A 23,410-nucleotide genomic window follows, 5' to 3' on the forward strand; every position below is an offset into this window, starting at 1 on the left:
CGCCCATCATCCCGCGCCGCACCCGACGGGCGCGACGCGGGACGAGGGGTGTCACATGCAGGACTTCTCGATCGCGGTCGTCACGGCCTCGCCGGCCTCGTTGAAGTCCTCCGCCATCGACCTGCCGTCGCCGACGAGGAACTCCGTCATGACGGTGATGGGCGACGCCGACGGGTCGGCAGAGCGCATGTGCTCCGTGATCGTCCTGACGCCCGCGACGTACGTCGCCCACTCGTCCTCGAGCCCTGCAGGGGGCGCCGTCGCCTCGAGCTTCGGCAGGGCGACGTCCACCTTGGCGAGGTAGCCCTTGACGTCCGGCTCGAAGAGCGCGATCGACCAGCCGCCGATGGCCTCGGAGAACGCCATGCAGTCGCCGAGATCGCCCGGGAGCCCAGGCAGCGTCGGGGTGTCCGTCGGCTCGTCGGTGGCGACGTCGGTCGGGAGGTCCGTCGGCTCCGGGACGGTGGGCGTGTCCGTCGGGGCGGGTGCGTCGGTGGGCGCGACGCTCGGCGTCGTCGGCTGCGCGGTCGGAGCGGTCGACGGCGTCTTGTCGTCGTCCTTCGACAGTCCCTGCCACACGAAGTACCCGCCGACGGCGAGGAGCAGGACGACGACGAACGCGATCCACACGCCCATGCCGGACTTGCTGCTGCCGGGCACGACGAGCCCCGGCTGACCGGCACCCGGGGTGCCGAGCGAGGGCGACCCGAGCGGCGCGGGAGCGGAGCCGCCGGGCGACGCGTAGGTCGCCTGGCCGAACGACGGCGGAGCACCCGCACCGGCCGGGGGCTGCACGGCCGGCGCGCCGAACGCCGGCGTGGCGGGGGCGGCGGCCGGGGGCGCGGGTGCGAATCCGTCGGGCGCCGCCTGCGCGCCGGCCGGGGGCGGCGGGGCGAAGCCGTCGGGCGCGGACGGCGCGGACGGCGCCGCAGGCGCGGACGCGGCGGCCGGAGCGCCATAGCCCGCGGGCGCGGCGTCGTCGACCCACAGCGCCCATCCCTGCGGTGCCGGCGGCCACGACGGGTCGGGCTGCCAGCCGGGCGGGGGCGTCCAGCCCTCGGGGGCCGGCGGCCAGCCGGGGGCAGGATTGAAGCGCAGTGCCATGAGGGTCCCCTGTCGTCATCGGTGCCGTCGCGACGTGCGCGCGAGGGCTCGGCGGCATCATCCCCCGGGACGGGCGACCTCACCACCGGAGCCCGCACCGGCCTCGATGTGCACTGACACCACGAGTCGCTCAGGGGCTCGACGCGAAGCGCCCCTGCACACAGCGGAACGTGCAGGGGCGCTACGAGTCGCGGTTGGTCGCGAGGGCAAGCCGGGCGGGCTCAGACGAGCCCGACCTCCTTCTCGAGCTCCTCGGCCTCGTCGACCTGCGCGGCGCGCAGGCGCGAGAGGAGGACGGCGCCGAACGCGATGGCTGCGGCGACGGTCGCGATGCCGATGCGCAGAGCGTGGTTGGCGTCGGCCGGGACGCTCATGGCGACGACGGCGGGGGCGATGAGCACCGAGACGAGGTTCATCACCTTGATGAGCGGGTTGATCGCGGGGCCGGCCGTGTCCTTGAACGGGTCGCCCACGGTGTCGCCGATGACGACGGCCGCGTGCGCGTCGGAGTTCTTGCCGCCGTACGCGCCGTCCTCGACGATCTTCTTCGCGTTGTCCCACGTGCCGCCCGCGTTCGCGAGGAACACGGCCATGAGGACGCCCGTGCCGATCGCGCCCGCGAGGAAGCCCGCGAGCGGACCCACGCCGAGGCCGAAGCCGACGGCGATCGGTGCGAACGCCGCGAGGAGACCCGGCGTCGCAAGCTCGCGCAGGGAGTCGCGCGTGCAGATGTCGACGACCTTGCCGTACTCGGGCCGCGTCTCGCCCGTCATGATGCCCGGGTGGTCGCGGAACTGGCGGCGCACCTCGAAGACGATCGCGCCCGCGGCGCGCGTCACGGCGTCGATCGCCAGGCCGGAGAAGAGGAAGACCGTCGCGCCGCCGAGGATGACGCCGACGAGCGTCACGGGCGAGATGATCTCGAACGTCAGCATCGAGGCGACGATGCCCGACGACGCGGGGTCGGTGATCTTCGTGAGCGCCTGCGTGACAGCGTCGGCGTACGAGCCGAAGAGCGCGGTCGCGGCGAGGACGGCGGTCGCGATCGCGATGCCCTTCGTGATGGCCTTCGTCGTGTTGCCGACCGCGTCGAGCTCCGTGAGGATCTGCGCGCCGTCCGCGTCGACGTCGCCCGACATCTCCGCGATGCCCTGCGCGTTGTCCGAGACCGGCCCGAACGTGTCCATCGCGACGATGACGCCGACCGTCGTGAGCAGGCCGCAGCCCGCGAGGGCGATGAGGAAGAGCGCGAGCCACACGGAGCCGCCCGCGAGGAGGAACGCCGCGCACACGGCGGCCGCGATGATGCCCGCCGTGTAGACCGCGGACTCGAAGCCGACACCGATGCCGGAGAGCACGACGGTCGCGGCTCCCGTGCGGGAGGTGCGGGCGACGTGGAGCGTGGGCTTCGACGTCGTGCCCGTGAAGTAGCCGGTCACCGCGAGGATGATGCCCGCGAGGACGATGCCGATGACGACGGCGCCCGACGCGACGAGGCGCGGGTCCGACGTCGACGTGACGAGCTCGGCCGCGACACCCTCGATCTCGGCGAACGTGCCAGGCAGGTAGACGAACGCGGCGATCGCCGCGAGGCCTGCGCCGACGAGCGCGGAGACGTAGAAGCCGCGGTAGATCGCGCGAAGCCCGTCCTCCCCCGCTCGCGTCCGCGTGATGACGATGCCGAGGAGCGCGACGAACGCGCCGATCGCCGTGATGAGGAGCGGCAGGACGAGGCCCTGCTCGCCGAGGACGGCCTTGCCGAGGATGAGCGCGGCGACGAGCGTCACCGCGTAGGACTCGAAGAGGTCCGCGGCCATGCCTGCGCAGTCGCCGACGTTGTCGCCGACGTTGTCCGCGATCGTCGCGGCGTTGCGCGGGTCGTCCTCGGGGATGCCCTGCTCGACCTTGCCGACGAGGTCAGCGCCGACGTCCGCGGCCTTCGTGAAGATGCCGCCGCCGACGCGCATGAACATCGCGAGGAGCGCTGCGCCGAAGCCGAAGCCCTCGAGCACTGCGGGTGCGTCGGCCCGGTAGATGAGGACGACGACGCCCGCACCGAGGAGGCCGAGCCCGACGACGCACATGCCGACGACGCCACCCGTGCGGAACGCGATGCGCGCGCCCTCGGCACGGCGGTCCTCGACGGGCCCTGCGACCTGCGCGGCCGCGGCGACGCGGAGGTTCGCGCGCACGGCGAGCCACATGCCGAGGTAGCCGATGGCCGCAGAGAACCCGGCGCCGAAGAGGAATGCGACCGAGCGTCCGATACGGATGCCTGCGTCCCCGGGCAGCAGCACGAGGAGCGCGACGACGACGACCGCGAAGAGCGCGAGGGTGCGGAACTGCCGGCTGAGGTAGGCGGCAGCGCCCTCCTGGATGGCCTGCGCGATGCCCTGCATCGAGACTGTTCCCTCGCCCGCGGCGAGGACCTGGCGTCTGAGGCCGACGGCGACGAGCAGACAGAGTGCTCCGACGACCGTGATGACCGTGACGATGACGAGGCTGGTGGTCCCGAGCTGCATACGTCCTCCTCGACGTGCCTGCCGATAGAGACAGGTTGGCCCGGGCGACCCCATCGTCGTCCGGGCTCCGGCAAGACTACCGATGTGGCGACGGCCACACAGCCAGAACGCAGGTTTCAGCGATCCCGTAACCTGACTGTGACCTGCGTCTCGATGTTTCCGCAGGTCGGCACCCAACCTTCTGCGCCGCTCGTCCGTCGGGGCTTGTGACAGGGAACCAAGTGATCGGAGCAGGCCGTGGGGACGTGGGAGCACTCGCTCTCGGAGCTCGTCGCGACACGACGACGCGCGCTCGTCGGGTACGCGTACCTCCTGTGCGGGGACGTGCGGGAGGCGGAGGACCTCGTCCAGGACGCGCTCGTCGCGACGTGCGCACGCATCCGTGCAGGCACTGACGTCGCGGCGCTCGAGGCGTACGTCCGCAGGGCGGTGCTCACGACGTACCTCGACGGCTTCCGCCGCCGACGGACGTGGGCGACGATCCGCCACCTCGCGGCGGTCCCCGACGAGCAGCCGCCGCACGAGCAGGTGACGGCCGACCACGTGCCCGTGCGCCTCGACGTCCAGGAGGCGCTCGGCGGGCTCTCGCCCCGCGAGCGCGCGTGCGTCGTCCTGCGGCACTACGACGACCTGCCCCTCGCCGACATCGCGGGCCGCCTCGGCCTGTCCGTCGGCTCCGTCAAGCGCTACCTCTCCGACGCTCACCGCCGCCTCGCCGCCAACCTCGGCCCCGACGCGCCGGACACCTCCGCACCTGGAACCGACCGCATGACGCTGGGAGGCACCCGATGAACCACGACGACCGCTTCACCGACGCGCTCGACGCGATCGCCGCCGCCGCTGGCGGCACGACGACCCCCCTGAGCGACGACGAGCTCGTCGCCGGGGTTCGCCGGCGCGCAGGTGTCCTGCGGCGTCGGCGTGCGACGAGCCGCGCGCTCGTCGCCGCGGCGAGCACCGTCGTGCTCGGGGTCGCCGGCTGGGGCCTCGTCGACGGCCTCGACGACACCACGCCACCACCGCCCGCCGGCCCGGCGTCCTGCGGCACGACATTCACCGAGCGCCTGACGACGGGTCCGATCACGATCGTCGGGCCCGATACCGACCCCGAGCCTCCGCTCGTCTGGGCCCTCTCCGCGCAGATCGGGATCGCCGCGCTCCGCAACTCGACGGACGCGCCCGTGTCGTTCGTCGCGAGCACGCAGGTCGGGCACGTCCTCGTGCGCGACGGCGTCATCGTCGGCGCGACGCCGTCGCTCGGCACGGCGACCGCCGAGAACCGTCTCGACCCGTTGACGACGTCGTACACGCTCACGCCCTCCCCGATGACCTTGTGCACGGATGCTCCGCTCGCCACGGGCACCTACCAGATCTATGCGTTCACGGACGTCGCGCTCGACGTCGCCGACCCCCGGCCCGCACGCATCTGGGGCGAAGCCAGGACCGTGCACATCGGGGCGCCCGATCCCGCGGCAGCGGCGCTCCAGCTCGCGTGCGGCGCACCGATCGACCAGCTCCCGTGGAGCTTCGACCCCGACGGCGCGCGACTCCAGGCCGCGCTGCGTCCGCCGCTGCGCGCGCACCTCGCACGGCCGGCGGTCCGCGCAGGCGCGACGCTCGACGCAGGCCTCACCGTCGGGGTCGACGGACCCGCCCTCGGCCGGAGCGCCGAGGTCTACCTCGTCCGCGACGGGATCATCGCCGCCGCGCTCGGCTCCGACCCCACGGGCGCCGAGTGGCACACCCCCGGCACCGACCCGGACTGGCCCGGGATCGACGAGGTCGCGCTGCTCGACGGACCGCTGAGACCAACCGTCCCGGGCACGAGCTGCAGCACGGGCGAGCCGCTGGCCCCCGGCGACTACGACGTGGTCACGGTCCTGCCCGTCGCGATCGGGTTCCAGGTCGAGGTCTCCGAGCTCGTCGACGCCGGCCGGCTCACGGTCGTCGAGGGCGACGTCCCGGCGGCACGACCGCTCGCGGCTCCCGTGTGCGGCGAGCCCGTCGTCGCCCCGGAGCGCCTCGTGCACAACCCGGCGATCAAGCTCGACGGCGTCACGTCCGACCGGATCGACGCGCCCGCGCACAGCGTCGCGGGCCGCGACGACCGGTCGCTGCCCGTGAGCCTCGTGGCGACCGGCCGCCCCGCCCGCACCCTGACGTGGGACTCCGCGGTGCGACCCGTCCTGCTGCGCGACGGCGTCGTCGTGGCGTTCGGCGCAGAGAAGCCCGTGGACGCCGATCCGTGGCAGATCGACGCCGCCGGGTCCGATCACCAGTCGTCGGTGTCCTTCGAGGTCGCAGCGTTCGAGCCCTGCCCAGGTGCCACGCTCGACGCCGGGGAGTACACGGCATGGGCGTCGCTCGACACGACGCTCACGGTCGCGGGCGCGTCGCGCGACGTCCTCGTCCACGGCGGACCGTGGCAGGTGTCGTTCGCGCCGGTCGACCCCGAGACGACCCGCGTCAGGTACGTGCCCTTGTGCTCCGAGGTCCTCGCCGACGTGCTGCCCGCCGACGCAGGCGATCACTTCACGCTCGAGCCCCACGCGTCCGGTACGAACGCCGATCCCCTCGTCGCACGCACGTCCGCCCTCGAGGACGGCTTCTGGAACCCCAGGATGTCGCTGTCCGCAGAGGACGGGGCCGACCTCGTCGTCCGCAGCACGATGCTCACCGTCTCGCGCGACGGACGCGTCGTCCTCGGCCACGGTACGGCGGTCACCCAGAACGTCACCCTGGGCGAGACCCGCGAGCTCTGGGCGAACGTCGCGCTCGTCGGCTGCGACGACGAGGTGCTCCCCGCAGGCACCTACGACCTCACCGCAGTGGTCTCCGTCGAGGCGCCCTCCGGCACCGTCGCCGTCGTCCGCACCTGGCCCCTCGAGATCGTCGACGACTGACCCAACGAAACGTGCCCTCCCGGTCGTCATACCGGGTAGAGGCGCCCGCACGGGGCGCCCCGACCACGCCACCGCACGGTGGCGGGACCGGGAGGGCACGATGGTCGCAGGGACCGCGCACACGTACCGTGTGCGACCCGCGCCCGTGGGTGCCGCGACGAGGAGCACGACGATGAACGACTGGGCTACGACGCTGGACGAGCTCGTCCGCGCGCGTGGCGACGCGCTCGTGTCGTCGGCGTACCTGCTCACGGGCGACCTCGCCGAGGCTGAGGACCTCGTGCAGGACGCGCTCGTCGCGGCCTACTCACGCAGGCGCACCGACGACGACATCCGCAGCGCGGAGGCCTACGTCCGCCGCACGATCCGCAACACGTTCGTCGACGGCTTCCGTCGGCGCAAGCGTTGGGCGGCGGTGCGCCATCTCCAGGTGGTGCCGTCGTCCCAGCCCGACGACGGCGCCGCGACGCCCGAGCACGTGCCCGCGCACCTCGACGTGCTGCGCGCGCTCGCGACGCTCGCGCCCCGCGAGCGCGCGTGCGTCGTCCTGCGCTTCTACGAGGACATGACCGTCCCGCAGATCGCTGCGGAGCTCGGGCTCGCCCAGGGCTCCGTCAAGCGCTACCTGTCCGACTCGGTCAAGCGCCTCGAGCACCACCTCGGCGCCCTCGCGGACGCCCACCCCACCGATCTCGACGTCACCCACGGAGGTGCACGATGACCCACGACGACCCCCGCGACCTGTCGGCCCTCCTGCGAGGCCTCGCCGACGACGCCGCCCACGCGCCCCGCGCGCGCTCCCTCGACGACATGGCTGCGACCGCGCGCACGCACGGCCTCGCGGCCCGACGACGTCGCACCGCCGCCCGCTCGCTCGTCGCCGCGGCCTCGGTCGCGGTCGTCGCCGTCGGCGGCGTCCTCGTCGCGCAGAACCTCGGCGGCGACGACGGCACGCCGCCGCCTGCGACGACCGCGCCCCCGCCGATCTCGTGCGGCACGCCGTTCACGGCGCCGAAGGGCACGAACGACGACCTCACGCTCGTCCCGGTCGACGGCAACGGCCCGTTCACGGTGACGGGGCTCGACGACCTGCCGTCGGTCGCGGCGGTGCTCGGCCCCGACTCCGCCTCGCCGGCCGAGTCCCTCGGCTCGACCGGCTACGTCACCTACACCGTCGTGAAGGACGGCCTGGCGGTCGCGTCAGGCGGGGCGATGCCTGAACCCTTCACGGCGGTCGAGCTCATCGCCGGCGGCGGTCCGGGCGAGGCGTTCTCCCGCACGGTGCCCGTACCCTGCGACGGCGGCGACACACTTCCGGCAGGCCGCTACGAGGTGTGGGCGACGCTCGACGGCTCGCTGCTCCAGCCGACCGACGGCCGCGACCCCGTGACCGTCGTCGGCGGCCCGTGGGACGTGACGATCGGGGGCCCCGACCTCACGATGGACACCGGGGCCCTCGAGTGCGGCACCACGTCCGTCCCCGGCCTGCACTCCTCGGCCGTCGACACCTACCGGCTCGAGGCGATCGGCCCCGACCGTCCCACGTCGTCGGCGCCGCTCCTTCCCGCCCTCCTGCGCCTCGACCCCGCCGTCCTCGACGGCAGCACGCAGGCACGCACCGTCAAGGGCGTCTGGGTCTACCTCGCCCGCGACGGCAAGATCGTCGCGGCCCACAAGACGGAGGGCCGCGACCTGCGGGCCTGGTTCGGCGCCGACGACGCGACGGGCATCGTGCCCGGGACCTCGCAGGTCGTCGACGGCATGCGTGTCGCCGGCAGCGCGACCGCGTGCGACGGCTCAGGCCTGCTCCCCGCGGGCGACTACGAGGCGTGGGCCGTCGTCGAGATCGACGAGACCGTCGCCGAGAACTCCGAGACCACGACGATCATCGCGAGCGAGGCCGTCCCCGTGGCGCTCACCGCGCCTTCCGTCGGGACCGGTTCCGACGCGTCGATGCTCACGTGCGGCGACCCGACCGGCGAGATCACGTCGTCGACCACCGCCGGCGGTGACAAGGTGACGCTCACGCTCGAGGGCACCGAGACGAGGGTCGCCGCCGGCGCCGTCGCCAAGGGTGCCGTCTCCGCGGCGATCCGACACGCGAAGGGCGCGCTCGACGTCCTCGAGGGCGGCCCCGTCGAGGTCTACCTCCTGCGCGACGAGACCGTCGTCTCGGTCGCCACGACCGAGCAGCCCGACGGCCCCTGGTGGACGGGGCCCGACGTCCCCACGGGCGACACGACGTTCAGGAACGAGCTCACGGCCGACGTCTCGACGTCGGCGTGCGACGGCAGCGCCCTGCCCGACGGCACGTACACGCTGCTCGTCGTCGTGCCGGTCCACGTCCCCGAGACCGGGGACGGGAGCCACGAGCTCATCTCCGTCCGCCAGGACATCGTCGTCGGCGACGGGGAAGCACTGCCCGCCGCCGACCCGTCCGCGACGTTCCCCGCGTGCGGTGCGCTCGTCCCCGGCTACCAGGGCGACCCGTACGAGATCGTGCCGCTGGGCGACGGAGCACCCATGTCGCCCGCGGAGGACGACGTGTTCGAGGGCGTCTGGTTGCCCTTGACGAAGCTCGTCTCCTCCAGCGACACGACCCAGCGCGTGTCCTACGGAGCGACCCGTGGCGTCCTCACCCGCGACGGTCACGTCGTCGGCAGCGTCTTCGATGAGGACCTCCTCGGCGGGCCGTCCTCGCCGATGAGCGCCACTCTCGGCGGCGGGCGAAGCGCCGAGGCCACGGTCGCGACCCAGTTCCGCTCGTGCGGCGGCGACGGTTCCCTTCCGGAGGGCACCTACGACGTGTGGGGCACGCTCGAGGTCACCGGCACCGCGCCCGTGCACGCCGCGCGGACCGTCGTGAGCAAGGTCGCGACGATCGTGCTCGGCGGCGCCACGACCTCGGACCTCATGTGCGCCGCGCCCCTGCCCGTGCGCGGCGACGAGGAGCTCGCGGTGACGAGCAAGCCCGTCACGGCGACGATCGGCCTCGAGGCGGCCTACGGGCAGGACCTGCGGGTCACGAACCGTGGCGACCGGACGCTCACCGGCAACCTGCCGCACATCCTGCCGGCGGTCCTCGTCAAGGACGGGCGCATCGTCTCGCGCGTCCCGGACGCGTCGTACGTCGGCAGCTCCCCGGTGTCGCTCGCACCCGACGCGTCGATGGCGGCGGCCTGGGCGATCGACATCCACTCGTGCACGACGGGCGACGAGGTGCCCGCCGGGACCTACGAAGCGTGGGTCGGGGTGACCATCGCCCTCGACGACGGGTCGCTCGCGAGCACGTACGCCAAGGTCGGGAACCTCACCGTCGACCCGACGAAGGTCACCGACTGAGTCGGTCCCGGGCAGCTCGTGGTGGCAGCTCCCGGACGACGCAGGGCCCGACCGTGACGGTCGGGCCCTGCGTCGTGCGGTGCTGCCTGTCGTGCGCATCGTGCTGTGCGCCGCCTTCTGCGCGCGGGTTGGCGCGGGCCGACGCGTCGCGTGGGCGGGCGCGTGCCGCGACTCAGGCCAGGCGCGCCTCGACTGCGGCGAGCAGGACGCACGTCGCGACGCCGTCCATGCTCGTGCGGACGTCGTCGGCCGACGGGAAGCTCGGGGCGAGACGGATGTTCTCGTCGCGCGGGTCGATGCCGCCCGGGAACGTCGCGCCCGCGGCCGTGAGCGCGATGCCCGCGGCCTTCGCGAGCTCGACGACCCGACGCGCGGTGCCGGGCACGACGTCGAGGCTGATGAAGTAGCCGCCCTCGGGGCGCGTCCACGTCGCGGCGCCCGTGCCGCCGAGGCGGGCCTCGAGGATCTCGAGCACCGCGTCGAACTTGGGCGCGAGGATCTGGCGGTGCTTCTCCATGTGCGCGCGCACGCCCGCCGCGTCACCGAAGAATCGCAGGTGACGGAGCTGGTTGACCTTGTCCGGGCCGATCGAGCGCTTGCCGTAGAGGTTGCCGTACCAGGCGAGGTTCGCGGCCGACGAGGCGAGGAACGCGACGCCCGCGCCCGCGAACGTGATCTTCGAGGTCGACGCGACCGTCCAGATGCGGTTCGGGTGGCCTTCCTCAACGGCGAGGTCGAGGATCGGCAGCGCTGGGGCACCCTGCTCGGCGAGCGGGTGCACGGCGTACGCGTTGTCCCACACGATGCGGAAGTCGGGGGCTGCGGTCTCCATCGCGAGGAGCGCGCGCGTCACCTCCTCCGAGTACACAGCGCCCGTCGGGTTCGCGTACGTCGGCACGCACCACATGCCCTTGACCGCGGGGTCGGCGACGGCCGCACGAACCTCGTCGAGGTCGGGGCCGTCGGCGTGGAGCGTCACGGGGATCATCTCGATGCCGAAGGTCTCGGCGATCGCGAAGTGACGGTCGTAGCCCGGCACGGGGCAGAGGAACTTCACGACGGGCTCGTCACGCCACGGACGCTCGGAGTCGTTCGTGCCGTGGAGCAGGGCGAACGCCACGAGGTCGTGCATGATCTCGAGGCTCGCGTTGCCCGCCGCCCAGAGGTTCGCCGGGTCGATGCGCAGCAGCTCGCCGAAGATCGCGCGCAGCTCCGGCAGGCCCTGGAGACCGCCGTAGTTGCGGACGTCCGTGCCCGTCCCGTCGCGGAAGTCGCCGTCGCCCGGCAGGGACAGGAGCGCGTTCGAGAGGTCGAGCTGCGCGGGCGCGGGCTTGCCGCGTGTCAGATCGAGCGTGAGGCCCGTGGCCTGCAGATCCGCGTACGCCTGCTGGAGGCGCGCGTGCTCCGCGGCGAGCTCGTCGGGGCTGAGGTTCTCGAACGCAGGGGACATCGTTGACGCCTCTCGCCGGCCTGGGCCGGGTGTCATGGTGAGTTCCGACAGGCCACGGGCGCGGGCGCCGCGCGACCACCCACGATCCTAGGGCCACACGCGCCGCACGGCCTGAGACGTCCACGCGTCCGTCCGTCCACGCCGCGACCCGTCGGCCTACCCGCAGCTTTGTGCCCTACCCGCAAGTCTCAACCTGCGGGTAGAGCACAAAGCTGCGGGTAGGCGGCTCGGGCCGGGCCAGCTGGGCGTCAGGAGGCGACCGCGGCGATGCCCGTGAGGACGATCGTCGCGAGCGGCATGAGCAGCACCGCGAACGGGAAACGCGCGGGCGACGGAGCGGGAGCGGTCGGGTCGACGACGACATCGGGCGCTCCGAGCGCTCGCGCCTCGAGGACGCACCCGACGACGAGCACGACGACCCCCAGTGCGACAGCCGCGAGCGGGGAGACCGTGAGCACCGTCGTACGCCACAGCAGGACAGGCAGCACCGCAGCCGACAACGCGACCCACAGCACGATCCCCGAGATCCACGGACGCTCGACGAACCCGCGCAGGAGCGGCCCCGACCGCACGACCAGCGCCACGATGCACAGAAGGGCGACGAGCCCACCGAGCAGGAAGCCCGCCGTGAGTCCTGCGTCCTCACCGCGCACGAGCGGCCCGACGGCACCGGGGACCAGGAACAGCCCGACGAGCTGCAGGCCCGCTCCGAGACCGACCTTCCGGACGTCGCTCTCCGCCTCCGGATCGGGCACGAGGCCGAGCGAGCGCGCATAGGCGACCGGGGCGCCGAACGCGTCAGGCGCGGACTCCCCCGCATCGTGGCAGTGCGCCTCGACCTCCGCGAGCGCGTCGCCGATGCGCGCGCCGGGAATGTCGAGCAGGCGCAGTTCCACGACGAAGGCCTCGGCCCACGTCCCATCGACGTGCGGGGCGAGCGTTGCGGGATCAGGGATGCGTGTCACGGGAGGACCTCCGTCGTCGGGCGGGACATGGGGCGGGAGTCGGGCGTGGAGTTGCCCGCCAGCTCGGGCAGGCTGTTCCGCGCGACCACGTCCGAGGCAGCGGCGCCGGTGGGCGCCGCCGGGCCGTCGGGCGCGGTGCTGTCGGACAGGGCGCCAACGGACACCGTCGGACCGTCGGGCGTGGCGTCCTCGGGCGTGAGGATCGCGAGCGTCGTCGTCGTGAACGCGCGCCAACGTACGCGGGCGTCGGCGAGCGCGGCGCGGCCGTCGGACGTGAGCTCGTAGTACTTGCGGCCGGGGCCGCCGTCGCCGACGCGCCACTCGACGGTGACGTGGCCGGCGGTCTCGAGGCGACCGAGCAGCGGGTAGAGGGTGCCCCCCTTGAGGCGGCCGAGTCCGAGCTCGTCGAGCCGCTCGGCGATCGCGTAGCCATACGTCGGGCCGTCGGCGAGGACGTGGAGGACGCAGGGCTCGAGCACGCCGCGGAGCCACTCGGCGGGCCAGGTGACATCGGGCATGACTAGACAGTAACGCGACCTAGTCAGTCACACAACCTATTCAGCCATGCAGCCCACTCGCGTCACGGCACTCACTCTCGTCACGGCACCCACACGCAGTTTTCAGTCGTGCACGCGGGTTTAAACTCGCGTGCGCGACTGAAAACCGCGTACGCGCGGGCGGCGCTGGTCGGCCAGGGGCTCGATCAGGGCGGGGGCCTGAGAACCGCGTGCGCGCGGACGGCGAGCTGCGCGGCACGCCTCGGCGCCGCGCGGGGGCGACGGGTCAGGCGGTGCGGCGCGCCTTGGCGCAGCGCGCGGGGGCGACGGGTCAGGCGGTGCGGCGCTCGACGGCCACGTTCGCGAGGCCCAGCACGACGAGGAGCACGGCCGACGCCAGGGGCAGGACCATCGACGACGCCGCACCCTGCGACTCTGCGAGCTGCCCCGTAACCGTCGCCGCGACGGCCTGCGCGAGCGCGAGGGCCGCGGTCGTCAGCGTCATCGTCGTCGCCGCGCGCCCCTGCGGGCTGCGGGCCGACGCCATCGAGAGGATCGTCACGAGCACCGGGCCGACGCCCAGACCCATGAGGAGCAGCACGCCGATCGGCGACGCGTCGGCCGCGAGCCCTGCATACAGCACGGACGACGCGACGATGAGCGCACCGAACGCGACCCAGCGCCAGCGCGGCGCGAACGACCGCGGCAGCAGCGCCACGCCGAGCGCGAGCACGGCCGACGTCAGGCCCATCGCGCCGTACGCGAGACCAGCCTCGTCACCGCGCCCCTGCTCCCCCATGAACGCGGTGAGCGACGTGAGCGTCGTGCCGAAGAACAGGCCGACGGCGAAGGCGCCGCCGACGACGACGAGCACCCGAGCGCGCACCATCTCGCGCAGCGGCGCGCGCTCCTCGCCCGCGTGTCCGGCCGCCAGCACGGACGCCGTCGGGTGCAGCGCGAACGCGACGACCGCCGTGAGGCTCAGCGCCGCTGCGACCGCGAGCGGCAGCCACGGCGCGACCAACGCGGCGAGCACGCCGACGAGGACGGGGCCGATGACGAACGCCGTCTCGTCGATCGCCGACTCGTACGACATGACGTGGGAGAACGTCGAGACACGCTTCTCGGGGACGACGCGCGCGCCGACGATCGTCACGAGGCGCGTTCGCGACAGCGGCGCGACCTGCGGCACGGTCGCCCCCGCGAGGAAGGCGACGACGACGACGAGCGGCCGCGTCGCGTCCGCGCCCACGACGAGCGGCACGAGCGCGACCGCGACCGCGTTGAGCAGGCCGACGACCGGCACGACGCGACGCTGGCCGTGGCGGTCGACGAGCCCGCCGACGAACGGCCCCGCCAGGACGACGCCCACGCCGACCGCACCGGAGGCGAGGCCGCCGAGCGCGACCGAACCCGTGACCGTCGCGACGTAGGTGAGGACGCCGACGACGACCATCGCGAACGGCAGGCGAGCGATCGCGGCGACCGGGTAGTACCCCCAGCCCGTCGCGCGGACGAGCGAGGGAGCGAGCACCGGGGTCGCCGCAGCGCTCTGCGTCGCGGGGCTGATCGGCGTCGCGGGCGTGGACGTGGACGTGGTGGTGCTCATGTGCGGGTCCTTCTCGTGCAGGGGCGGTGCCGCCTTGCTGCTGGAGCAGGTGATGCACGTGGCGGAGGACTCGTCCGCGGCCTGGTGGCGTCGGCGGGGTCCGTCCGGGGTGCTGTTGGCACCGCCGTCGACGGTAGCACGGGCCGCGCGCCCGTCACCGGGGCGGAGACGTACGTCACCACCCCGCCCAGCCTGCTACACCCCCGCGGCGACCGTGCCCGCAAGCCGGTGCGACGTCTCGGCAAGGTCCTGCGCCGCGACGCGGATCGTCACGACCTCCTCGGTCGTGCGGCCGGCGGCCACCTCGACGTCGTCGAGCGTCGCCGCGACGGAACGTGAGCCCTCCGCGACGTCGGCGACGGCCGCGGCCATCGATGCCGTCGTCGCGGTCTGCTCCTCGACCGCGCCTGCGATCGTCGTCTGGTGGTGGCTGATCTCGCCGACGACGACGGTGATCTGCCCGATCTCCGCGGCGGCCTGCGCGACGGCCTCCTGGATCGCGTCGATGCGCGAGGCGATGTCGCCCGTCGCGCGCGCCGTCTCCTGGGCGAGGTCCTTGACCTCGCCCGCGACGACGGCAAAGCCCTTGCCAGCGTCCCCGGCCCGGGCCGCCTCGATCGTCGCATTGAGCGCGAGGAGATTCGTCTGCTCGGCGATCGACGTGATGAGCTTGACGACCGAGCCGATCTCGGCGGAGGACTCCCCGAGCGCGCCGACGGTCCGGTTGGACCTGTCGGCAGCCTCGACCGCGCGGTCAGCGATGCGTGCGACCTCGCCGGCGTGGCGTGCGATCTCAGAGATGGAGGCGCCCATCTGCGACGCCCCGGCCGCGACCGCGTCGATGCCGTCGCTCACGGTGCGGGCTGCGACGCGGGCGTTGGCGACCTGGCTCGCCGACACCTCGGCGGCACCCGCCAGGCTGTCACCTGCGGCGACGAGGCCGTCGGCCGCGCCCATGAGCCCGTCGGACACCTCACGGACTCCTCGCGCGACGTCGGCGGTGCGGTCGAGCGCGCCGTTGAGCGCGTGCGCGAGCCGGTCGAGCTCGGTGCGCTGCCCACCCTCGGGCAGCCGGACGTCGGCATCGCCCTCGGCGAGCACCTCGGTCGCGCGCGTGATGGGTCCGACGACGCTGCGTGCGACGACGAGGGAACCGGCCGAGACGAGCAGGACGACGAGCACCGCGACGACGAGCAGCGAGCGCGCGTCGGCGATCGCGTCGGCGCGGACGTCGTCGACATACACGCCCGAGCCGATGACCCAGCCCCACGGCGCGAAGCCGGCGACGTAGGAGATCTTGGGCTGCGGGTCCTCGGCGCCGGGCTTGGGCCACTGGTAGTCGACGAAACCGGCACCGTCGGCGCGGACGATGTCGACGAACTCGACGAAGATGCGTGTGCCGTCAGGATCGGTGTTCTGCGAGAGATCGGTCCCGTCGAGCGTGGGGTTCGTCGGGTGCATGATCATCGTCGGACCCATGTCGTTGATCCACAGGTACTCGTCGCCCTGGTACGTCATGCCGGCGACGGCCTCGGCCGCGGCCTTCTGCGCGTCGTCGAGCGTCATCGCTCCGGACTCCGCGAGCGTCCCGTAGTGCGTGACGGCGGCGACCGCGACCTCGACGACGGCCTGGATCGCGGCGCGACGCTCGGTGACGATCCGGGACTCGGTACGGATGACGGCGGCGCCGGCCGTGACGGCGAGCCCGATCGTCGTGAGGACGAGCAGCAGGACGAGCTTGCGGACGATCGTGAGCCGGGACAGTGCCATGTCGATACCTCTCGGGACGGGCGTGATGGGTGCCTGATCGACGAGCGGCTCGTGAACGTGAGCATTCTTGACGGTGCGCGCAGTGGGCGCCCGGAACCACTGGGTGCCAGCACCCAGAGCGACGTGTCCGAGCGGACCGGCGGGAACGGCAAGGCCCGGGATCCCGCGGGTGCGGGGTCCCGGGCCGGCCGGTGAGGTGGAGCGGTGCGACGCGGGTCAGCGACCCGTGCCCGTGAGCGAGTGCACCGAGCTCGTGAGGCCGAGCGTCTCGCGGAGGGTCGCGCCGGGGTAGCCGTCCCGGAAGATGCCCTTGGCGCGCAGGGCGGGCACGACGCCGTCGACGAGGCCCGCGACGTCGGCGACGAGCGACGACGGCGTGACGATGAAGCCGTCGACGGCACCCGCGGCGTGCCACTCCTCGATGAGGTCTGCGAGGTCGAGCGGCGTGCCGACCTGGATGATCGAGTCGGAGTGGGCGGCGACGACCTCGGCTCCCTCGAACGCGTCGAGGAGGTCGAGGCGGGCCTCGGCGCTCGCGCGGTCGGGGCCCGTGACGGCGAAGAGGTCGACGAGCACGAGCACGTCGTCGGCGTCGCGCCCGGACTCGAGGGCCGCGGTGCGCACGATGCGGCGCTGCTCACGTGCGTCCTCGAGGGTGTGGGCGCCGATGCGGACGACGTCCGCGAGACGGCCGGCACGCTCGAGGTGCGCGCGGTTGCGGACGGAGACGACGGTCGGCGCGATCGACGAGACCTGACGGGTCACCGCGGAGACGAGGCGGTCGGGCGTCGAGCCGTCGACCTGCCATCCGGCGCGGCCGCCGGAGTTGCGGGAGATCGTCTGGAGGGCGGTCGCGACGTGGCCGGGCTCGTTGGACTCGGGCGAGATCGTCGCGACGAGGCCGAGGCGGTCGGTGACGCGGCCGAGGCGCGAGGTGATGACAGCTGCGTCGAGGCGGCCGCGGAGCAGGCCGATCGTCTCGGGCTGGAGGCGGAAGTCGTCGCTGATGGCGACGAGGTCGAGTGCGCCGCGCTCGGCCGTGCGGACGAGCTCGTTGAGACGCTCGGCGTTGAGTGCTCCGACGGGGGCCGGGACGGGCAGGTGGCCCGCAAATCGACGGGCACCGGCAGCGGTGAGGTCGAGGCCGAGGTGCACGCGGGTGCGCTCGGTGTTCGAGGAGCGGTTCGCGGCGTTGGAGTGGTTCTGGGTGCTCATGATGGTGCCCTTCAGGCAGTGACGATCCACCCGGCGGCGCGTCGTGGCGCTCGGCGGCAGGGGGTCGTGCGGGGAGTGTCGTGGTCCCGCGCGTCGGCGGGGAGTGGTCCGTGCGGCGCGGGGCGCTGCGGTGGACGTGGGGCGCGGGAGCGGGTCGCGCGCCGGGGTGCTCAGACGGTGGTCGCGCTGGTCAGCGCTGACAGCACCGGTCGGCACAGGTCGACATACACATGCACATTCGGGCCTGACGGGTCGCCGCGAGGGTTCGCTGCCATCCTGCCTGGTGCATCGTGCTCTCCTGTCCGCGCCGCGCAAGGCGGCCACGCTCGTTGCCCCGTCTACGGCAGACGGAGCCTGGTCCTCACCCGGAGCACCCCCGCGCGGGGGTTGCTGGTCAGCCAGCCGGGGCTTGGCGCTGACGCTCATGACCTGTGATTGATCGTTCTTGACGGGACTAGCGCCGCGAGGCGCACACCGCAAGTGGTTCGAAACTAGGACCTTGGTCACGACCATGTCAACGGTTCGGACCGATTCATCCCACGCTTCGGGACATCCGGGCGGTGGGAGGATGTGCTGGTGCCCACCGATCTTCTCGACGTGCTCCTCGCGGGCGGTCGTCGTGCCGACCGTGCGACGCACGTCGAGCACGTGCCTGCGCGCGCCGGCACGCACGCCGACTGGCCCGCGTGGGCCGACCGCGACCTCGTCGCCGGCTACCGCGCGCTCGGTGTCGAGCGGCCCTGGCGCCACCAGGTCGAGGCCGCGGACGCCGCCTGGGCGGGGCAGCACACGGTCATCGGCACGTCGACAGGCTCGGGAAAGTCGCTCGCGTTCTGGCTCCCCGCGCTCACGTCGGTGCGCGTCGACCACGCGCGCGGCACATTCGACCCGGGGCGCATCGAGTCCGTGCGCGCCCGCGGCTCCGTCCTCTACCTCTGCCCGACGAAGGCCCTCGCGGCCGACCAGCTCGTCGGCCTCGAGCAGCTGCTCGCGGCCGCGGGCACGCCGGACCTCAAGGTCGCGACGTGCGACGGCGACACCCCGTACGAGGAGCGCCGCTGGGTCCGCGACCATGCGGACGTCGTCCTCACGAACCCCGACTTCCTGCACTTCGCGCTCCTGCCTCAGCACGCGCGGTGGGCGCGGCTGCTGCGCTCGCTGCGGTACGTCGTCATCGACGAGGGCCACGCGTTCCGGGGGGTGCTCGGCGCGCACGTCGCGCTCGTGCTGCGCCGCCTGCGGCGGCTGTGCGCGCACTACTCGGGTCGCCCCGAGGGTCCGACGTTCGTCGTCGCGTCGGCGACGAGCGCCGAGCCCGCACGGACGACGGCCCGCCTCGTGGGCGTCGACGCCGGTGACGTCGTCGCGGTGACCGCCGACACGGCTCCCACGGGACGTCGTACGTTCGTCCTCTGGGAGCCCGCGGAGCTGCCCGGCACGGACGCGGGGGTCGACGACGGCTTCGTGACGTTCACGCCCGGCGGCGCGCCCGACGACTGGTGGGTCGACGCACCCGAGGAGTCCGAGCCGCGGCCACGCCGCTCGGCGACCGCCGAGGCCGCCGACCTCCTCGCGGACCTCACCTCGGCGGGCGCGCGCACGCTCGCGTTCTGCCGGTCCCGGCGCGGCGCGGAGTCGGTCGCGCTCAGCGCGCAGCGCGCCCTCACCGCGGTGTCCCCGCGGCTCGGCGACGCGGTCGCGGCGTACCGCGGCGGCTACCTGCCCGAGGAGCGCCGCGAGCTCGAGGACGCGATCCGCTCGGGTCGGCTGCGCGCGCTCGCGACGACGAACGCTCTCGAGCTCGGCGTCGACATCTCGGGGCTCGACGCCGTGCTCGTCGTCGGCTGGCCAGGCACGCGCATGTCGATCTGGCAGCAGGCCGGGCGCGCGGGACGGGCGGGGGCCGACGGGCTCGTCGCGTTCGTCGCACGCGAGGACCCGCTCGACACGTACCTCGTCCACCATCCCGAGGCGATCTTCGAGGCTCCCCTCGAGGCGACTGTCTTCGACCCGGGCAACCCGCACGTCCTCGCACCGCACCTGTGCGCAGCCGCGGCCGAGCTGCCGCTGCGCGAGGACGACCTCGACGCGTTCGGCCCGCACGCCCGCGAGGTGCTCGGCGTGCTCGAGCAGCGCGGTGCGCTGCGGCGTCGCCCGACAGGCTGGTTCTGGACGCATCCGACGTCGGCCGCGGGCCTCACGGACCTGCGCGGTTCGGGCGGCGAGCCCGTGCGCGTCGTCGAGGACGGCACGGGCCGCATGCTCGGGACCGTCGACGCCGCGGGCGCGGACGGCTCGGTGCACACGGGCGCGGTGTACGTGCACCAGGGCACGTCGTACGTCGTGCGCGAGCTCGACCTCGCCGACAAGGTCGCGCTCGTCGGGCGCAAGGACGTCGACTACGGCACGTGGTCGCACGACATCACGACGATCGCCGTGCACGACGGGGCGCGCGAGCGCACGTGGACGGCCGGCGGGCGCTCCGTGCGGTGGGGCCTCGGCGACGTCGACGTGACGACGCAGGTCGTCTCGTACACGAAGCGGCGACTGCCGGGACTCGAAATCGTCTCGAACCACGACCTCGACCTGCCGCCTCGCACGCTGCCGACGACGGCCGTGTGGTGGACGGCGCCCGCCGACGTCCTCGAAGCCGCGGGCGTCACCGCCGAGCTTGCGCCGGGCGCGCTGCACGCGGCCGAGCACGCGTCGATCGGCCTGCTGCCCCTGCTCGCGACGTGCGACCGCTGGGACCTCGGCGGCGTCTCGACCGCGATGCACGTCGACACGGGCGAGGCGACGGTCTTCGTCTACGACGCCTACCCGGGCGGCGCGGGCTTCGCCGAGCGTGGCTTCGAGCTGGCCGCGACGTGGCTGCGCGCGACGCGCGAGTCGATCGCGGACTGCCCGTGCCAGGCGGGCTGCCCGGCGTGCGTGCAGTCGCCCAAGTGCGGCTCGCAGAACAACCCGCTCGAGAAGGACGCCGCGGTGCGGCTGCTCGACGCGGTGCTCGCGTGCGCGCCGGGCGGTCACGTCCTGCGCTGACGCGCTCACCGCGCGCCTGCTAGCTCGGCGTCGCGCACCCAGGCGGGGCCCGCTCGCGCAGTTGCGCTGCGTGGACCCGTGAGGCGCGCGAGCGCACCCGTCGGCGCGCGGCGCACACCGACCTCGACGACGCCGAGCGCATCGACGTCGCACGTCACGAGCTCGGCACCGTTACGGCGGGCTGCCTCCGTCGCGACTGCGCAGGGCGCGTCGCCGCGCCACGTGGCCGCGGCGGCCTGCGCGCCCGCGAGCGCGGCAAGATCCGCAGCCGACGACGTCGCCGCGCCGAGCGCGCGGGCGGACGCCGCGAGGGCGAGCGTCCCAGCGAGGACGACGGCGACCGCGAGCACGGCCAGGACGAGGACGGACGCGCTGCCGGCGTCGTCGTGCGCGGCTCCGGCCGTACCTGCTCGCAGCTTCCTGCGGACCGAGGCTGCACTCCGTCCACGGGCACCTGGCCCGCGTGCACCTGGCCCGCGTGCGTCCGGCCGACGGGTACCCGGCCCGGCCCCGGGGCAGCCGACGGCCACGACCGCCCCGCTCACTCGATCGCCGCGACGGCGGTCGCGGAGACACCGAGCGCGCCGAGCGGCCCCGAGCCGTCACCGAGTCCCCGGCGCACGGTCGCGGTCACCCAGCCGTCGGCGACGACGAGGTCGACGTCGGCGGACTCCCCCGCGACGCGTCGTGCCGCAGCACGAGCCTCGCCCTCGGGGAGCCCGAGCGCCGCGGCCCGTGCGCCGGCACGGGCGCCGTCGAGCACCGTGAGGTGGGCCGCGCCCACCGCCGCGACCGTGAGCACGACGACGAGAGCGAGCACGATGACGGGCAGCACGACCGCGGCCTCGGCCGTGACGGACCCGCGGTCGTCACGCCCGGGCCGCGGCCGTACCTGGCTGCGCATCAGATCGTCAGCGCTGCCTTGACGATCTTGAGGAGCATCGTGCGCACGTCGCTGCTCGCGAGGATCGTCACGAGCAGGCCCGCGAGGCCGACGGCCGCGATGATCGTCACGGCGTACTCGGCCGTCGCGGCACCGCGGTCGCGGTGATCGCCGAGCCGTGCGGCGGAGCGGGCGAACCAGCCGCGCGAGTCCGTCGTCGTCTGCGAGGCGGCGGCCTCGGGGCCGACGGGGTCGGGCTCGGCGGGCAGGTCGGGAACGAGGGTCAGGGTGCTCATGCGTCCTCCTGGGATCGGCGGCCGGGGCCGCTGGTCCGCGGGTCGGGCGACCCGCGGACCACCACGGTGGGCCGCGCTCGCAGGCCGCGCGAGGGGAGCGTCGCGATCCGTGGACGAGGTCTCGCGGGGCCCGCCTGTGGGCAGCCTCCACCGCCCGTCGACCGGCCCTCACCCGTCCAGACCGAGCCCGACGCCTCGTCCCGCGCGTGGCCCGCGGCAGGAGCGAGGATCAGGCCGCGAGGAACCCGTCGCCCGTGAGGATCGTGCCCGTGCATGCGTCGCGCAGGGCGTGCGCGATCCGTGCGAGTCCGGGCAGCACTCGACGGCGCGCGATCGCGTCGATCGCCTCTCCGGGATCGCCGCCCTCGTGCTCGGGACGCCACGTGAGCTCGTACGCGAACGGGCCGTGGTCGCGCCAGGGCAGCTCACGCAGCGCGGGCGGCTCGAGCTCAGCCCGGTACATGCGCAGGACGACGGCCCCGTCGAAGGCCGTGCGCCCGACGAGCGTGTACCCGAGCGCCCCCACATGCCCACGACGCCGCTCGGGGGCGTCCTCGAGGCTCGTGCGCAGGCCGTGCCGCACGAGCAGGTCGAACGCTTGCTGCACGTCGACGAGCATGGGCGAGTAGAGGGTCCGCCACCCACCGTGGACGCTCTCGGCGCGCTGAAGACCCGCCGCGCCGACCTCGTCCCACGCCCGGTCCGCAACCTCGCGCACGCCCGCGTCGGGGCCTGCTCCCGGCAGCGCGCACGCGTGCTCGACAGCCGCGACGAGAGCCCCGGACGTCGCGGGGCCGGGCACGGCGGTCGCGCCCCCGACATGCGCGGCGACGGCGGTCGCCCAGGCTCGCCCGACGGCACCGGCTCCCCCGTCAGCTGCGACCTCCGTCACCTCGGTGACCCACCACGCGGCCTCGTCGTCGCGCGTCGCCGGAAAGGGCCCGACGACGTGCGCGTCGCCGCCGAGATCGAGGAGGCCGAGCGCGCCGTGCTCGTCGGAGGCCGGAGCACCCCGGAACCGCGCGCCGACGAGCGCCTGCGCGGGACGCGGAGCGAGCGGCTCACGGAGCCAGCCCGACTCCGGGAACCAGGCGCGCGAGAACCTGCGCAGGTCGAGGCTGCGCGGGACGACGAGAGCGGTGACGTTCACCTGGACGTTCACGACGGACTCCTTCCACGCGGGTGACGCGGTGCGTGGCTCCGAGGCTAGGCACGGCGTGCTTCCGTCGTGTTTCGGCGCGGGGTCGGTCGTGGGTCGCGGTGCCGGAGCAGCCCGGCCGGAGCAGCCCGGTCAGAGCAGCCCGGAGCCGAGCGCGATGACCGTGGGGACGAGCCCGAGCAGGACGAACGCGGGCAGCAGGCAGAGCCCGAGGGGCACGACGACGCGGACTGCGAGCCGCTCGGCAGCCTCGACCGCCCGGGCCTCGGCCTCGCGGTCGTGCCGGTCGCGGGCCGCCCGCAGCGCGCTCGCGGGCGCGGCGCCCTGCTCCCACGCGGGGCGGAGACAGCCCGCGACGAGGCCGAGAACCGACGGCGTCGCAGGGAGGCCACGACCCCCGCGGAGCGCGCCCGGCCCCAGCCGCGAGCCGACCGGGGCCACCCCTTCGTCGGCCGACGCGCTGACGGTCGCCCACGCCTCGTCCCACCCAGCACCGAGGACGAGCGCCGCGCCTGCCGTCGTGAGCCCGAGTCCGGTCGGCCCGCCCACGGCGTCGCCGACGACGCGCAGCGCGTCGGGCAGCGACGTCGCGGAGGTCGCGACCGCGAGCAGCTCGAGGACGACGCCGGCGTCCGCCACCGGGTCACGATCCT

Annotated in this window: 18 protein-coding genes and 1 riboswitch; of the genes, 5 read left to right on the forward strand and 13 right to left on the reverse strand. The window is 74.0% G+C overall.

Features of this window, described 5'->3' with window-relative positions; genetic code table 11:
* Positions 1 to 51 precede the first annotated feature (51 nt).
* Entirely contained in the window at positions 52 to 1,104 is a 1,053-nt protein-coding gene (locus G7063_RS15145) for a hypothetical protein (protein ID WP_206188157.1), read from the reverse strand.
* 221 nt (positions 1,105 to 1,325) lie between these two features.
* Positions 1,326 to 3,626, reverse strand: a complete 2,301-nt coding sequence (locus tag G7063_RS13040) for a sodium-translocating pyrophosphatase (protein ID WP_166414776.1) — start codon at positions 3,624 to 3,626, stop codon at positions 1,326 to 1,328.
* A gap of 237 nt (positions 3,627 to 3,863) precedes the next feature.
* Here G7063_RS13040 and G7063_RS13045 point away from each other — a divergent pair, with 237 nt between their 5' ends.
* From G7063_RS13045 to G7063_RS13060, 4 genes are all read left to right on the forward strand, one after another.
* Positions 3,864 to 4,418 (forward strand): RNA polymerase sigma factor, encoded by a 555-nt coding sequence (locus tag G7063_RS13045; protein ID WP_166414777.1) that lies wholly within the window; start codon positions 3,864 to 3,866, stop codon positions 4,416 to 4,418.
* Positions 4,415 to 6,529 carry a hypothetical protein gene (locus tag G7063_RS13050; RefSeq protein ID WP_166414778.1) on the forward strand — a complete coding sequence of 705 codons (2,115 nt, stop codon included), beginning with the start codon at positions 4,415 to 4,417 and terminating at the stop codon, positions 6,527 to 6,529. The genes G7063_RS13045 and G7063_RS13050 overlap by 4 nt, the downstream gene beginning before the upstream one ends.
* A gap of 172 nt (positions 6,530 to 6,701) precedes the next feature.
* Complete coding sequence (locus G7063_RS13055) at positions 6,702 to 7,250, forward strand: SigE family RNA polymerase sigma factor (RefSeq protein WP_166414779.1); 549 nt, start codon at positions 6,702 to 6,704, stop codon at positions 7,248 to 7,250.
* Positions 7,247 to 9,871 (forward strand): hypothetical protein, encoded by a 2,625-nt coding sequence (locus tag G7063_RS13060; protein WP_166414780.1) that lies wholly within the window; start codon positions 7,247 to 7,249, stop codon positions 9,869 to 9,871. The genes G7063_RS13055 and G7063_RS13060 overlap by 4 nt, the downstream gene beginning before the upstream one ends.
* 172 nt (positions 9,872 to 10,043) lie before the next feature.
* On the opposite strand, the gene G7063_RS13065 is transcribed toward G7063_RS13060, so the two are convergent.
* From G7063_RS13065 to G7063_RS13090, 6 genes are all read right to left on the reverse strand, one after another.
* Complete coding sequence (locus G7063_RS13065; protein ID WP_166414781.1) at positions 10,044 to 11,321, reverse strand: aminotransferase class I/II-fold pyridoxal phosphate-dependent enzyme; 1,278 nt, start codon at positions 11,319 to 11,321, stop codon at positions 10,044 to 10,046.
* 248 nt (positions 11,322 to 11,569) lie between these two features.
* Positions 11,570 to 12,286 (reverse strand): hypothetical protein, encoded by a 717-nt coding sequence (locus tag G7063_RS13070; RefSeq protein WP_166414782.1) that lies wholly within the window; start codon positions 12,284 to 12,286, stop codon positions 11,570 to 11,572.
* The gene (locus G7063_RS15525; protein ID WP_166414783.1) at positions 12,283 to 12,804 is read right to left on the reverse strand and encodes a PadR family transcriptional regulator; all 522 of its coding nucleotides are present in this window, start codon (positions 12,802 to 12,804) and stop codon (positions 12,283 to 12,285) included. The genes G7063_RS13070 and G7063_RS15525 overlap by 4 nt, the downstream gene beginning before the upstream one ends.
* Positions 12,805 to 13,114: 310 nt before the next feature.
* A complete protein-coding gene (locus G7063_RS13080; protein ID WP_166414784.1) occupies positions 13,115 to 14,392 on the reverse strand; it encodes an MFS transporter in 1,278 nt (425 codons plus the stop codon).
* Positions 14,393 to 14,587: 195 nt separating this feature from the next.
* The gene (locus tag G7063_RS13085) at positions 14,588 to 16,162 is read right to left on the reverse strand and encodes a methyl-accepting chemotaxis protein (protein ID WP_166414785.1); all 1,575 of its coding nucleotides are present in this window, start codon (positions 16,160 to 16,162) and stop codon (positions 14,588 to 14,590) included.
* 216 nt (positions 16,163 to 16,378) lie between these two features.
* Positions 16,379 to 17,377 carry an LLM class flavin-dependent oxidoreductase gene (locus G7063_RS13090; RefSeq protein WP_166414786.1) on the reverse strand — a complete coding sequence of 333 codons (999 nt, stop codon included), beginning with the start codon at positions 17,375 to 17,377 and terminating at the stop codon, positions 16,379 to 16,381.
* 319 nt (positions 17,378 to 17,696) lie between these two features.
* Positions 17,697 to 17,807, reverse strand: a riboswitch (SAM riboswitch).
* 143 nt (positions 17,808 to 17,950) lie between these two features.
* Between G7063_RS13090 and G7063_RS13095 the strand changes: the two genes are divergently transcribed.
* A complete protein-coding gene (locus G7063_RS13095) occupies positions 17,951 to 20,419 on the forward strand; it encodes a DEAD/DEAH box helicase (protein WP_166415371.1) in 2,469 nt (822 codons plus the stop codon).
* Between the two features lie 5 nt (positions 20,420 to 20,424).
* On the opposite strand, the gene G7063_RS13100 is transcribed toward G7063_RS13095, so the two are convergent.
* The 5 genes from G7063_RS13100 to G7063_RS13120 all read right to left on the reverse strand — a co-directional run bounded on the left by G7063_RS13100 (position 20,425) and on the right by G7063_RS13120 (position 23,396).
* Positions 20,425 to 20,964: an Rv3654c family TadE-like protein gene (locus tag G7063_RS13100; protein ID WP_370520715.1), complete on the reverse strand. Its 540-nt coding sequence runs from the start codon at positions 20,962 to 20,964 to the stop codon at positions 20,425 to 20,427.
* Complete coding sequence (locus G7063_RS13105; protein ID WP_166414787.1) at positions 20,961 to 21,323, reverse strand: TadE family type IV pilus minor pilin; 363 nt, start codon at positions 21,321 to 21,323, stop codon at positions 20,961 to 20,963. Before G7063_RS13105 ends, G7063_RS13100 begins: the two co-directional genes overlap by 4 nt.
* Positions 21,323 to 21,598 (reverse strand): DUF4244 domain-containing protein, encoded by a 276-nt coding sequence (locus G7063_RS13110; protein WP_166414788.1) that lies wholly within the window; start codon positions 21,596 to 21,598, stop codon positions 21,323 to 21,325. Before G7063_RS13110 ends, G7063_RS13105 begins: the two co-directional genes overlap by 1 nt.
* Before the next feature lie 229 nt (positions 21,599 to 21,827).
* Positions 21,828 to 22,760, reverse strand: a complete 933-nt coding sequence (locus G7063_RS13115) for a hypothetical protein (RefSeq protein ID WP_166414789.1) — start codon at positions 22,758 to 22,760, stop codon at positions 21,828 to 21,830.
* A gap of 129 nt (positions 22,761 to 22,889) precedes the next feature.
* The gene (locus G7063_RS13120; protein WP_166414790.1) at positions 22,890 to 23,396 is read right to left on the reverse strand and encodes a secretion system protein; all 507 of its coding nucleotides are present in this window, start codon (positions 23,394 to 23,396) and stop codon (positions 22,890 to 22,892) included.
* Positions 23,397 to 23,410: the final 14 nt, after the last annotated feature.

Source organism: Sanguibacter sp. HDW7 (genome assembly GCF_011300875.1).
Taxonomy (GTDB): Bacteria; Actinomycetota; Actinomycetes; order Actinomycetales; family Cellulomonadaceae; genus Flavimobilis.

Bases quoted from the DNA above. Each gene is read 5' to 3' on its own strand.
- G7063_RS15145 (WP_206188157.1), bottom strand. From the start codon at position 1,104: ATGGCACTGCGCTTCAATCCTGCCCCCGGCTGGCCGCCGGCCCCCGAG.
- G7063_RS13040 (WP_166414776.1), bottom strand. From the start codon at position 3,626: ATGCAGCTCGGGACCACCAGCCTCGTCATCGTCACGGTCATCACGGTC.
- G7063_RS13050 (WP_166414778.1), top strand. From the start codon at position 4,415: ATGAACCACGACGACCGCTTCACCGACGCGCTCGACGCGATCGCCGCC.
- G7063_RS13055 (WP_166414779.1), top strand. From the start codon at position 6,702: ATGAACGACTGGGCTACGACGCTGGACGAGCTCGTCCGCGCGCGTGGC.
- G7063_RS13060 (WP_166414780.1), top strand. From the start codon at position 7,247: ATGACCCACGACGACCCCCGCGACCTGTCGGCCCTCCTGCGAGGCCTC.
- G7063_RS13065 (WP_166414781.1), bottom strand. From the start codon at position 11,321: ATGTCCCCTGCGTTCGAGAACCTCAGCCCCGACGAGCTCGCCGCGGAG.
- G7063_RS15525 (WP_166414783.1), bottom strand. From the start codon at position 12,804: ATGCCCGATGTCACCTGGCCCGCCGAGTGGCTCCGCGGCGTGCTCGAG.
- G7063_RS13080 (WP_166414784.1), bottom strand. From the start codon at position 14,392: ATGAGCACCACCACGTCCACGTCCACGCCCGCGACGCCGATCAGCCCC.
- G7063_RS13085 (WP_166414785.1), bottom strand. From the start codon at position 16,162: ATGGCACTGTCCCGGCTCACGATCGTCCGCAAGCTCGTCCTGCTGCTC.
- G7063_RS13090 (WP_166414786.1), bottom strand. From the start codon at position 17,377: ATGAGCACCCAGAACCACTCCAACGCCGCGAACCGCTCCTCGAACACC.
- G7063_RS13105 (WP_166414787.1), bottom strand. From the start codon at position 21,323: ATGCGCAGCCAGGTACGGCCGCGGCCCGGGCGTGACGACCGCGGGTCC.
- G7063_RS13110 (WP_166414788.1), bottom strand. From the start codon at position 21,598: ATGAGCACCCTGACCCTCGTTCCCGACCTGCCCGCCGAGCCCGACCCC.